The sequence below is a fragment of the Promicromonospora sp. CA-289599 genome (assembly GCF_050936155.1).
In the GTDB taxonomy this organism is placed as follows: domain Bacteria; phylum Actinomycetota; class Actinomycetes; order Actinomycetales; family Cellulomonadaceae; genus Promicromonospora.
In genome coordinates, this window is the sequence record NZ_JBNJNI010000001.1 from 5612185 (window position 1) to 5623664 (window position 11480).

At 70.1% G+C, this 11480-nt stretch carries 13 protein-coding genes; all 13 read left to right on the forward strand.

Annotation, left to right across the window (positions count from 1 at the left end; genetic code table 11):
• The first annotated feature begins 261 nt into the window (after window positions 1-261).
• The 13 genes from ACQEVI_RS24930 (at window position 262) to ACQEVI_RS24990 (ending at window position 11479) form a co-directional block, all read left to right on the forward strand.
• A complete protein-coding gene (locus ACQEVI_RS24930) occupies window positions 262-1011 on the forward strand; it encodes a hypothetical protein (protein ID WP_432904382.1) in 750 nt (249 codons plus the stop codon).
• A complete protein-coding gene (locus tag ACQEVI_RS24935) occupies window positions 1008-3227 on the forward strand; it encodes a hypothetical protein (protein ID WP_432904385.1) in 2220 nt (739 codons plus the stop codon). The genes ACQEVI_RS24930 and ACQEVI_RS24935 overlap by 4 nt, the downstream gene beginning before the upstream one ends.
• A 46-nt stretch (window positions 3228-3273) precedes the next feature.
• Window positions 3274-4272, forward strand: coding sequence for an SPFH domain-containing protein (locus ACQEVI_RS24940; protein ID WP_432904388.1), 999 nt, complete (start codon window positions 3274-3276; stop codon window positions 4270-4272).
• Window positions 4273-4275: 3 nt separating this feature from the next.
• Window positions 4276-4836: a hypothetical protein gene (locus ACQEVI_RS24945; protein ID WP_432904391.1), complete on the forward strand. Its 561-nt coding sequence runs from the start codon at window positions 4276-4278 to the stop codon at window positions 4834-4836.
• The gene (locus ACQEVI_RS24950) at window positions 4833-5426 is read left to right on the forward strand and encodes a Pycsar system effector family protein (RefSeq protein ID WP_432904394.1); all 594 of its coding nucleotides are present in this window, start codon (window positions 4833-4835) and stop codon (window positions 5424-5426) included. Before ACQEVI_RS24945 ends, ACQEVI_RS24950 begins: the two co-directional genes overlap by 4 nt.
• Before the next feature lie 140 nt (window positions 5427-5566).
• Window positions 5567-6130, forward strand: coding sequence for an elongation factor P (gene efp / locus ACQEVI_RS24955; RefSeq protein ID WP_357452682.1), 564 nt, complete (start codon window positions 5567-5569; stop codon window positions 6128-6130).
• A gap of 91 nt (window positions 6131-6221) precedes the next feature.
• Window positions 6222-6638: a transcription antitermination factor NusB gene (gene nusB, locus ACQEVI_RS24960; protein WP_357452685.1), complete on the forward strand. Its 417-nt coding sequence runs from the start codon at window positions 6222-6224 to the stop codon at window positions 6636-6638.
• A 25-nt stretch (window positions 6639-6663) separates the two neighbouring features.
• Window positions 6664-7215, forward strand: coding sequence for an MFS transporter (locus ACQEVI_RS24965; RefSeq protein WP_432904398.1), 552 nt, complete (start codon window positions 6664-6666; stop codon window positions 7213-7215).
• 65 nt (window positions 7216-7280) lie between these two features.
• The gene (locus ACQEVI_RS24970; RefSeq protein WP_432904401.1) at window positions 7281-7556 is read left to right on the forward strand and encodes an ArsR/SmtB family transcription factor; all 276 of its coding nucleotides are present in this window, start codon (window positions 7281-7283) and stop codon (window positions 7554-7556) included.
• A gap of 293 nt (window positions 7557-7849) precedes the next feature.
• Window positions 7850-8497 carry a bifunctional pyr operon transcriptional regulator/uracil phosphoribosyltransferase PyrR gene (pyrR, locus tag ACQEVI_RS24975; protein ID WP_432904404.1) on the forward strand — a complete coding sequence of 216 codons (648 nt, stop codon included), beginning with the start codon at window positions 7850-7852 and terminating at the stop codon, window positions 8495-8497.
• Window positions 8494-9504, forward strand: a complete 1011-nt coding sequence (locus tag ACQEVI_RS24980) for an aspartate carbamoyltransferase catalytic subunit (RefSeq protein ID WP_432904407.1) — start codon at window positions 8494-8496, stop codon at window positions 9502-9504. Before pyrR ends, ACQEVI_RS24980 begins: the two co-directional genes overlap by 4 nt.
• The gene (locus ACQEVI_RS24985; protein WP_432904410.1) at window positions 9501-10856 is read left to right on the forward strand and encodes a dihydroorotase; all 1356 of its coding nucleotides are present in this window, start codon (window positions 9501-9503) and stop codon (window positions 10854-10856) included. The genes ACQEVI_RS24980 and ACQEVI_RS24985 overlap by 4 nt, the downstream gene beginning before the upstream one ends.
• Window positions 10853-11479, forward strand: coding sequence for a hypothetical protein (locus ACQEVI_RS24990; protein WP_432904412.1), 627 nt, complete (start codon window positions 10853-10855; stop codon window positions 11477-11479). Before ACQEVI_RS24985 ends, ACQEVI_RS24990 begins: the two co-directional genes overlap by 4 nt.
• Window position 11480 lies beyond the last annotated feature (1 nt).

An 11480-nucleotide genomic window follows, 5' to 3' on the forward strand; every position in this document is an offset into this window, starting at 1 on the left:
ATCGATCTTGAGTCTGGATGGTAACGAGACCGTCGTTGGTATTCGGCTCGGTCATAGCGGGCCCGGGGCTTCTCCCCTAAAATCCCTAATCTGGTTCAGACTGGTTGAGAACGGACTCAAACGTGGTGGCCCGCAGGGCCGTACGGTCACGCGAGGTCAGGCGAGCAGCGTTGCGACCTGCTTCGGTAGTGCTTGGTGGTATCGGCGGCGACGCTTGGGGATGCCTTGGCATATTCAGAGAACCACGCTCGACACCGACTGATGCTCGGCGTCGACCTGCAAGGCTCATCCGATCCGGCCCGCGAGGAGAGCCTGTCCTCGGAACTGGTCGGTAACCTGCAAAGTCTGGTCCGTCAGGCCTTGAAGAGCCAGGGCATCGGGTCGGACGCGTACTCCTGGCAGAACCGTGGCGACGGCGGTCGCTTCGACTTCCATGACGTCTCGCCGGTACGCGTGATCGAGGCCGTGACGGAGCAGGTGCCGTCGGCGTTGCGTCGACACAACAGGCGAGTAGCGCAGGCTCTGCGGATGGCACTGCGGTTCGTTGTTCATGAGGGCTACGTCGTACCGCACGAGGCCGATCGCGATCACAACGGCCGCGCCGTGCAAGACCTCTCTGGAATCCTGGACTCGCCCGAGCTTCGCGAAGCTCTGCGCCGGCGCGGCGACTGGGTGCTGGCAGTGACGGAGCCGATATGGAACGGGGTGGTCCTTCCCCGGCACGGGGATCTCGACCCCGGAGCGTTCGAGGCAAGCAGCGTGCGAGTGAAGTCACGCGGCGTGCTGCCGGTCTGGATCACTCCCCGGGGTACTGGCGCTGCCCGGCCTGACCCGGCTGCGGCGAGCCGGCCTACGAGCCACGACGCACCGTCCGGCGGCGTGCACGGGTCCGCTGAACCACCTCGCGTCAGTTTTGGTGCGCCCGTGACGTTCGACGGAATCACCTCGATCGGGGGCACCCAGTACATCGGTGGGCAGAGCGACAGGACACGCGACAGGCAGAGCCCGTGACGGCCGACGAGAAGCCCGCCGGCGGGACGCCGCAGAACGACGCCGACAGACCTCGTCGGAGGGCAGGCGGTGACGAGCCCGCCGACCAGGACGGCCGCGTTGACCAGAACGACCGTGAGGCCGAGCCGGACGGCGACCCGGAGGCCGACCCGAGCCTGAACCTCGCCGACCTTGATCGCGACCTGACGCGCTTCCTGGGGCCCGACTCCATCAGGTTCGACGCGCCGGTTGACGTCCATGGCGTCACGGCGATCGGCGGTAGCCAGCACATTCACCTGGGTGGTGAGCAGCGCAGACGGACGCTGTCCACGCCGATCGCCGTCGAGTACCTCGCCGAGATGCGGCATCTCGACGCCGACCATCCTTCCGCGGGCGCCGCGCGCGCCGCGCTGCAGACCAACAGGGTGTGCATCCTGCAGGGACCACGCGGAAGCGGGCGAGGCTTCATCGCGAGGACGGCGGCGGCAGATCTTGTCGGCGAGGGTGGCGACTGCCGCCTCATCGAACCGGGTACGGATCCCCGTGACCTCGCGGCGGAGGACTTCGAGGCAGGCTGCAGCTATGTTCTGGAGTCTCCCGAGATCGCCCGGGACCGGTCGCTCGCCGAGTACGTCCTGGCACGGCTCGCCGGCCTGCTCACGCGCCGCAAAGCCGCCCTCGTGCTGGTGGTCGATGACGACGTCCTGGCCACGGACGAGGTGATGACCTGGGTCGTTCGGATCACCGACTCGCTCTCCCGGGCCGCTGTCCTGCGCAGCCATCTGCGCCACCACTCGGCGCGCGAGGGCCGCACCGAGGCCCTGGAGCTGCTCGATGATCCCCTGATCACCACGTGGCTGGACGAGGACGCTCCGTCGCTCGTGGAGGTGGCGAGGATCGGGGCGCGGCTCGCCAAGGGGGACGCGCCCGCGGAATGTGTCGAGGGCGCCGGTGCGCGGCAGCGGGAAACGGTAAGAGAGATCCTCGGCTCCCCGGAGAAGCCCCGCGAGCTGGCCATCGCGATCGCGTTCTTCGGCGGGCTCCCGTACTCGACCGTGTACCGGATGGAGACGGGACTGGCGGAGCTGGTCCACGCCGTGACAGGGGACGACAGCCCGAGGCGAGGCAGGTTCCTCCGGGAGCGGCGCTCGCGCCTCGACGCGATCGGCGCGGAGATCACCCAACGAACCGTGACCACCGAATACGGGGCCAGCCCCGCGGAACTGGTGGAGTTCCGGCGTCCACAGATGTTCGATGCGGTGATAGAGCAGACCTGGCGCGACTTCGGCGGGTCCGAGATCCTCCTGACCTGGCTGGGCGGCTTGGCCGTGCACCGAGACGTGGCCGTCCGGCTGCGGGCGGCGACCTCGGTCGGCCGGCTCTCCTGGCTGGGATTCGGGGACGTGGCCGAGAACCTGCTGCAGTCCTGGTCCTACTCGACCAGCTCGCGCAGGCGCCTCGCTGCCGCGATGGCACTGAGCGTCGCCATGCAGAACGAGGCCGTCGCCGGCCACGCACTCGGGCTCGTGGAGTCCTGGACGGTTTCGGGAAGCCGCCAGCAGAGGACCACCGCCGCTTTGTCGTGGGGCCTCGCTGTCAGTCCGCTCTGGCCGTACCCGGCCCTCGACGGGCTGGGCCGGCTGTTGTCGGACCGCGACGGCGGCGTGGTCGCTCGGGCGGTGCGCGACGGCCTGTCCAACGTGTTCGAGGGGCATCCAGAGCTGGTCGTCCGAACCCTGGACCAGTGGTGGTCGACGGCGGACGTGTCCTATCGGCGGGAGATTATCGCCGCGTTCCTGCAGAGCTGCCCGCTCCCCGGAGTCGGGCGACGAGCTTCCGCGCTGCCCGCGGTACTGGAGATGCTCGAGACCGGTCTGACCCGTCCGTCCCCCCGGCCGGCTTATGGGTCCGGCGGCGGGTCGGCGCGAGATGCGGTGCTCCGCCTGTGGCGCGCGGCGCTCAGGGCGCCGGAGAGCCAGCCGGTCGCACTTCCCCTTCTGCTGGGCTGGGTTCGACAGGCCGACCGCGAGACGGCGTATCGAGATCCGGTGCTGGAGCTGATTGTTCACGTCGCGGTGGACGAGCGAGACCGGTTGCGGTTGCGGCACGCGCTGAAAGGACTCCTGGGCAAGCCGAGCGACCCGTCCCCGACCGCCTCGTCCCCGACCGCCCAGGCCGCGCTCGAACGGCTCGATGAACGGGCGTCGACCCGCGCGCGGCCAGGAGCGTTGCCATGAGCACTGCCCGCACTGCCAGGAGCACTGCCAGGAATGGAGCGAGCTGATGGGTACAGAGCGGGTTGTTGTCGTCCGGGGACCCTTCGAGCCGAAACGTCCGAGGCACGTCGTCGAGGACGCGAGGCCGGGAAGCCACGAGCAGGTCGTCTTCCATCGCGGAGGGATCTCAAGCGTGCTGCAACCGGGGGAGCTACCCACCTCTGGGATGAGCTGGTTCTCGCGGCAAGGACACGGGACCTACCGGATCGTCGACATGAGCAGCCATCCGCTGCTTATCGAGGCGCCGCTGGCCAGCTCGGACAAGGGTCTCGCCTTCGCGTGCGAGGTCAGTGCGAAGTGGCGTGTCAACGACCCGCTCGGTGCGGTGGAACATGCCCAGACCGATGTCCGGCAGCTCGTGGAGCGAGCCGTGCTCCAGACACTACGCAGGACGAGCCGGCGGTATCAGATGGAGGATGCGCCAGAGCTGGAGCAGGCGTTCCTGCAATCGGATCTCGGGGCGCTCGCGTCCGCGGACCTGGAGTTCGTCGAGGTTCGATCCGTCGACGTCAAGGTCGACTTCGACCCGGCGTGGGAAGGCGAGCACCGGACGCGGAAGCTCAAGGAGCAGGTTCACCGGACCGCCAAGGCTGACCGCGAGGCCGCCGGCGACGTGCTCAACGACGAGGACGGGGTGACCAGAGAGGCGATCGCGCGGGATCCCTCGTACGCGACCAAGCTCGCGGACGATCTCCGCAAGCGGCGGGACGAGGACCGCGTCTGGGGCCATGACCGGGAGAGCGCACTCCTGCAGGCGCGGTTCGCACTGCTGAAAGCGAAGGTGCAGTCGCCAGACACCGAGGAATGGGAGGTCGCGCCGCTCCTGGAGGCCATGGACGCGTTGTTGATCGAAGCCGGGAGCCGTACCCGTGAATCGGAGCCGCAGGCGATAGCGAGTCCAAGCACTCACGCGATCACCGACGAAGATCGGGACGGAGATGCGGATGGAGACCCCGGTGGAGCTCACGCGAGCCCGGGTGGCGACGCACCTGACCGGCAGGACTGATGCGTGGAACCGATCGGTGTGTTGAGTGCGGTAGTCGCGTTCTGGGTCGGCCTCTTCCCCTGGCTCCCTTACCCGGTCCGCGTTCCGGTGTCAGCGGTCGCCGCGGTGATCGCCGTGCGTCTCTCCCTGCGCTGGCTCGTTCCGCTCGTCGGCCGGGTGCTGGGCGGCGTGGGACCAGTTCTGACGGACGTCATCTGCAGCGTTCTCCTGTACGTGGACCTGCTGTGGTCGAGCCTGCTCGTCCGGATCCGCCGACCGTTCCCGGTGATTCTGCGCCGGTACGGCGCGCTCGTCGAGGACGCCGTGGACCTGCTCGGCCGGGCACTGGGACTGCTGTCCGGTGCGCTGGCGCGCGCCGCCAAGGCCGGCGTGGGCCTGGCCGTCGCGGTCGTCGCCGTGGTGATCCTCCTGATCAACGTGCCGGGGGTCGCTGACGGCGGCTCCGGGGGAGAAAACGACGTCCCGATGACGAGCTGGTGGAACCAGGTCGGCGCCTGGGTCGAAGGATCGTCCGATGTCCAGAAGCCCTCTGACGGCAAGAGATCCGGGGAGAGTGAGGAATGAGCTGGTGGGGATCCGCCCGTATGCACCGGGCCTCCCGTGGTCTGTTCGGCGTGTTCAGGCCGCGCGACCCGGCAGAGCAGCCCGATCGCCGGAGCGAGAACGCGGCTGACGCGCAGTTCGTCCAGTCGATGCTCCACCTGACGATCACCAACGCCGACATCAAGACGAGTGTTCTCGTGGGAGCCATCGCCCTGACCTTCGGGGTAGGCACTCCGGCGCTCCCGTTCTCGCTCGCGCTGGAGTCCGGCGCCCGGCCGGCCGTGGTCGGCGCCGTGATCGGCATCGCCGCGATGGTGCTGTGCGGTATCGCGGGACTCCATCTGGTCCTCTCTCTCCGGCCACGCATGAAGCAGAGCGGGTTCTCCCGGTACTCCTTGCCGGACATCACGAACGCCTCGGTCGAGGAACTGGTCGCGACCAGACCGGAGGACGACCGGCATGAAGCCTGGCTCCAGGCCAAGAACCTGGCCGACATCTCCGCGCAGAAGCATGCGCATATCCGACGTGCGCTCATGTACTACCCGGTCTCGGTGGTCCTGATGGTCGTCGCCGCAGGGATCGGCATCGTCGTGCGCGGCGGTGGGGGATAGGCCGACGTTCGTGTCGCCGTCCGCTAGACTTGACCGCTGCTGCTTGACACCTGCTTGATCACCCAGCTCGATCACCCCAGCCGCCGGCCCCCTGTCGGCGCGCCCCGGGTGCAAACCTTCACCGACACAGGAAGACGAACGTGGCTACCTCCAACGACATCAAGAACGGCACCGTGCTCCGTATCGACGGCAACCTCTGGTCCGTCATCGAGTTCCAGCATGTCAAGCCGGGCAAGGGTGGAGCGTTCGTCCGAACGAAGATGAAGAACGTGCTGTCCGGCAAGGTCGTCGACAAGACGTTCAACGCGGGCATCAAGGTCGAGACGGCCAACGTCGACCGTCGCGACTTCCAGTACCTGTACATGGACGGCGAGGACTTCGTCTTCATGGACAACGACACGTACGACCAGGTGAACGTGCCTGCGGCGACGGTCGGCGACGCCAAGGACTACATGCTCGAGGGCATGAGCGTCATGCTCGCCTCGAACGACGGCACGCCGCTGTACATCGAGCTGCCGACGTCGGTGGTCCTCGAGATCACCTACACCGAGCCGGGCCTGCAGGGCGACCGGTCCACCGGTGGCACCAAGCCGGCGACGCTCGAGACGGGCGCCGAGATCCAGGTCCCGCTGTTCCTCGAGCAGGGCGTCAAGGTGAAGGTCGACACGCGCACCGGTGACTACCTCGGTCGCGTCACGGAGTGACCCGCGGCTGACGGGCAACCGGCGCACAACAGCCCACCAGCGGGTTTCGTAGCAGAGCTCCAGTAGCGAACTTCAGTAGCAGAAAGAGACCATGGGCGCACGCACCAAGGCGCGCAAGCGCGCCGCCGACATCCTCTTCGAGGCGGAGCAGCGGGGCATCGACCCGCTGAAGCTCCTCGCCGACCGCGTGGCGGTGCCGCACACCGAGGCGGCAGTGCCGCAGTACACGGTTGACATCGTCGAGGGTGTGCTCGCGCACCGCGACCGCATCGACGAGGTGCTCGAGACGTACTCGCAGGGCTGGACGCTCCAGCGCATGCCGGCCGTCGACCGCGCACTGCTGCGGATCGGCTCCTGGGAGGTCCTGTTCAACGACGAGGTGCCCGACGCCGTCGCGGTCGACGAGGCGGTCGACCTCGCCGGTGACCTGTCGACGGACGACTCGCCGGCCTTCGTCAACGGCCTCCTCGGCCGGGTCAAGGACCTGAAGCCGACCCTGCTGGCGTGAGTGCCCGCGCAGGCCTGCAGTACGCGTGAGCAGCACCGGTCCCGGCGCTGAACGGTTCGACGAGCGACGTCTGCTCGTCGCCCTGTTCGGCGCCGGGACCGCTGTGTTCGCGCAGCTCTACGCGCCGCAGTCCGTCCTGCCCGACGCGGCCCGCGAGCTGGCGACGTCCGCCTCCGCGACAGCGCTGCTCGTCTCCGCCGCCACCCTCGGCCTGGCCGTCGGCGTGCTGCCCTGGGCCTGGGTGGCCGACCGCGTCGGCCGGGTGCGGGCGATGACCTTCGCGATGCTCGGCGCGACGGCGGTCGGGCTCGCGGTCCCGTTCGCGCCGACGTTCGGCCTGATGGTCGCCGGGCGGGCGGTGGAGGGGCTGCTCGTCGCGGGGGTGCCCGCCGTCGCCATGGCGTACCTGACGGAGATGCTCATCGACGCGGGTGCGGCCTCCGCTGTGCCACGTGCCGCGGGAACGTACGTGGCGGGCACCTCGATGGGCGGGCTCCTGGGCCGGCTCGTGGCGGGCGGCGTCGCCGAGCACCTCGGCCGGCGCGGGAGCCTGGCGGCCGCGGTGCTGCAGGACTGAAAGTACGCCGAGTCCCGTTCCTGGTGAAGGCCCCGCCAGCAGTGACACAAGAAGTGACACAAGAAGTGACACAAGAAGCGCCGCCCGCGCGGTCGCCCGTCGCCACGTTCGCCGCCCTCGCTGGTCGGCTGCCCGTCACGTGGCAGGCGATCACCAAGCATCTCGCGCTCCTCGAAGCGGCCGGGCTGGTCGAGTCGCAGAAGGTGGGCCGCGAGCGCCGGTACCGTGCCCTGGGTGCCGAGCTGACGGCGCTGGGCCGGCGGCTGGTCCGCATCGGGGGCGCCTGGGAGGCGCGGCTGGTCCGGATCGCGAGCATCGCTGAGGACCTGGAGCGGGGCTGAGGTCGGCACGTTGCTGGGTCCGGTCCGCGGGGTCGGCACTTCGCATCGAGATCGGTCCAGCGCTGGACCGATCTCGATGCAGACTGCCGACCTCGGTGCAGGCATCCAGCGGGCTGCCGACCTCAGCGCTGCAGGACACCCAGCAGACCGCCGCCCGCCACGCCCTCCGGATGTGAGCAACGCCGCTCCGGCGGGCGGCGGCCCCGGCTCTCGGCGCAGGGGCGGCGGGTTAGGGTGGTGGCTGTCAGACTCCCTTTAATCCCGTCCCGTGAGGCGGAGAAGGAGGTCGCCAGATGAATCCTGGCAGCCGCATGCCCGAATCCAGCGCCATCCCCAGCAGCCCTCAGAGCACAGAGCCCAGCACGGACCCCGGTACCGCCGCACGGACGGTGCTCGGCGAGGCCGACATCGCTCGTGCCCTGACTCGCATCGCCCACGAGATCGTGGAGCGGAACAAGGGCGCCGCCGACCTCCTCCTGCTCGGCATCCCGACGCGCGGCGTGCAGCTCGCGCACCGGCTCGCCGAGCGCCTGGCGCAGATCGAGCCCTCGTTCAACGGCGAGTACGGCACCCTCGACGTCACCATGTACCGCGACGACCTGCGCCGTCAGCCCACGCGCGCCGTCGGGCAGACGGTCCTGCCGGGCAGCCTGGACGGCACCATCGACGACAAGGTGGTCGTGCTGGTCGACGACGTCCTCTTCTCCGGCCGCACCATCCGTGCCGCGCTCGACGCCCTGAACGACCTGGGCCGCCCCCGCGTGGTGCAGCTCGCGGCCCTGGTCGACCGCGGCCACCGCGAGCTCCCGATCCGCGCCGACTACGTGGGCAAGAACCTGCCCACGTCGCGCAGCGAGCGGGTGCGGGTCCGGCTGTCGGACGTCGACGGGGGAGCCGACTCCGTCGTCATCAGCGGGGTCGAGAAGGGGGCCGGGTCGTGAAGCACCTCCTGACCACCCAGGGCATGTCCAAGGACGACGCGATCCTGCTGCTGGACACGTCCGCGCAGATGGCCGCCACGCAGTCGCGCGAGAACAAGAAGCTGCCGACGCTGCGCGGGCGCACCGTCGTGAACCTGTTCTACGAGGACTCCACGCGCACCCGGATCTCGTTCGAGACGGCGGCCAAGCGCCTCTCGGCCGACGTCATCAACTTCTCCGCCAAGGGGTCGAGCGTGTCCAAGGGGGAGTCCCTCAAGGACACTGCCCTGACCCTGCACGCCATGGGGGCCGACGCCGTGGTGGTGCGCCACTCGGCGTCGGGTGCCGCGCACCAGCTGGCCCACGCGGGCTGGCTCGACGCGGGCGTGCTCAACGCGGGCGACGGCATGCACCAGCACCCGACGCAGGCGCTGCTGGACGCGTTCACGATCCGCCGGCACCTGGTGGGCAACGTCGGCGAGGACGGTCGCGGCACGGACACATCCGTGGGAGCGGACCTGGCCGGGCTGCGCATCGCGATCGTCGGTGACGTGCTGCACTCCCGCGTGGCCCGCTCGAACGTGTACCTGCTGCACACCCTCGGCGCCGAGGTGACGCTGGTGGCGCCGCCCACGCTGGTCCCGGTGGGCGTGGAGACGTGGCCCTGCCGCGTCTCGTACCACCTGGACGAGACGCTCGAGCAGTGGCAGCCCGATGCGGTCATGATGCTGCGGGTGCAGCGCGAGCGGATGTCGGGCGGCTCGGGTTCGTTCTTCCCGAGCCCCATGGAGTACAGCCGCAAGTTCGGGTTCGACGCCCGCCGCCTCGCGGTGCTGCCCGACCATTCGATAGTGATGCACCCCGGTCCGATGAACCGCGGCCTGGAGATCTCCGCGGCCGCCGCCGACCACCCCCGCTCCGTGATCGTGGAGCAGGTGGCTAACGGTGTCGCCGTCCGGATGGCTGCCCTGTACCTGCTGCTGGCCGGAACTGACGAGTCCGGCACCGACGAGAGGAACACTCTGTGAGCGCCCCTTCAACCACGACCTACGTGCTGCGCGGGGTGCTCCCCTACGGCGCGGACGCGGTCGATGTCGTCCTGGCGGACGGAGTGATCGCCGCGATCGGGGCCCCCGGCACGGTAGTGGTGCCCGAGGGAGCCCATGAGGTCCGGGCGGAGGGGCACGTGCTCCTGCCCGGGCTCGTCGACCTGCACACCCACCTGCGCGAGCCTGGCCGGGAGGACGCCGAGACGGTGTTCTCCGGCACCCGGGCCGCCGCGGCGGGCGGGTTCACCGCGGTGCACGCCATGGCCAACACGACGCCGACGCAGGACACCGCGGGCGTCGTCGAGCAGGTGTACCGGCTGGGCCAGGAGGCCGGCTGGGTCGACGTGCACCCCGTCGGCGCGGTGACCGTGGGCCTGGACGGACGGACGCTCGCCGAGCTGGGCGCCATGGCCGACTCCGCGGCCCGTGTCCGGGTCTTCTCGGACGACGGCAAGTGCGTGCACGACCCGGTCCTGATGCGCCGGGCGCTGGAGTACGTCAAGGCGTTCGACGGCGTCGTGGCCCAGCACGCGCAGGAGCCGCGCCTGACCGAGGGCGCGCAGATGAACGAGGGCATCGTGTCCGCCCAGATCGGCCTGACGGGCTGGCCGGCCGTGGCCGAGGAGTCGATCATCGCGCGCGACGTGCTGCTGGCCGAGCACGTGGGCTCGCGGCTGCACGTGTGCCACCTGTCGACGGCCGGGTCGGTGGAGATCATCCGGTGGGCCAAGGGCCGGGGCATCGACGTCACCGCCGAGGTGACGCCGCACCACCTGGTGCTGACCGACGAGCTCGCCCGCGACTACGACCCCGTGTTCAAGGTCAACCCGCCGCTGCGTACCGCCAAGGACGTCGAGGCGGTCCGCGCGGGCCTGGCCGACGGCACCATCGACATCGTCGCCACCGACCACGCGCCGCACCCGGTCGAGGACAAGGACTGCGAGTGGGCGTCGGCCGCGTTCGGCATGACCGGCCTGGAGACGGCCCTGTCCGTCGTGCAGCAGACCATGGTCGACACGGGCCGTATGACCTGGGCCGACGTCGCCCGCGTGCTCTCGGAGAACCCGGCCCGGATCGGCCGGATCGAGCAGGGCCAGGGCCGGCCGGTCGCCGTCGGCGAGCCCGCCAACCTGACCCTCGTCGACCCGTCCGCGACCCGGGCGATCGACGGCCGCACCCAGGTCACCGCCAGCGACAACACGCCGTTCACGGGCATGGAGCTGCCGGGCCGCGTGGTCGCGACGTTCCTGCGCGGCCGTGCGACGGTGCTCGACGGCACAGTCGTTGACCGAGCCGTCGAGAGCAAGCCCTTCGAAGGAGCCACCCGATGAAAATCCTGGCCGTCGTCCTGCTGGTCCTCCTGGCGATCTTCCTGGTGCTGTACGTGACGCTCATCGGCCGACGCCGGCTCGCGCAGCGCACCACCGCCCTCGTGCCGGTGCCACCGCCGGTGCCGGGCACGGACCAGACGGGCACGGACCAGACGGGCACCGTACGGTTCGGCCCGCTGGAGGCGGTCTACGTCTCCACCACGCTGCACGGCGACTGGCTCGCCCGCGTCGGCGCGCACGGGCTCGGCGACCGGTCCAACGCGCTGGTCTCCGTGCACGACGGCGGCGTCCTGGTCGAGCGTGAGGGCGCCGACGACCTCTGGGTGCCCGTGCATACCATCCGCAGCACGAACCTCGCCCCGGGCATGGCCGGCAAGTACGTGGGCGCCGACGGGCTCGTCGTCCTGACGTGGGCGGTCCCGGAGGCCGACGGCGTCGCCGCCGCCCTCGTGGACACCGGCCTGCGCACCCGGCGCGCCGAGGACCGCGGCGCGCTCGTCGACGCCGTCCGGCACCTGCTGGCCGCTCAGCAGCCCCAGCAGTACGTCCAGCAGGACCCTCTGCAGTACCCGTACCCGCAAGACCCGCACCAGCAAGACCCGCACCAGCAGGAGGCCCGGTGAC

Coding starts and splice junctions, on each gene's coding strand:
- ACQEVI_RS24950 (WP_432904394.1), top strand. CDS start 4,833: ATGAGCTGGTGGGGATCCGCCCGTATGCACCGGGCCTCCCGTGGTCTG.
- ACQEVI_RS24940 (WP_432904388.1), top strand. CDS start 3,274: ATGGGTACAGAGCGGGTTGTTGTCGTCCGGGGACCCTTCGAGCCGAAA.
- ACQEVI_RS24990 (WP_432904412.1), top strand. CDS start 10,853: ATGAAAATCCTGGCCGTCGTCCTGCTGGTCCTCCTGGCGATCTTCCTG.
- pyrR (WP_432904404.1), top strand. CDS start 7,850: ATGAATCCTGGCAGCCGCATGCCCGAATCCAGCGCCATCCCCAGCAGC.
- ACQEVI_RS24930 (WP_432904382.1), top strand. CDS start 262: ATGCTCGGCGTCGACCTGCAAGGCTCATCCGATCCGGCCCGCGAGGAG.
- nusB (WP_357452685.1), top strand. CDS start 6,222: ATGGGCGCACGCACCAAGGCGCGCAAGCGCGCCGCCGACATCCTCTTC.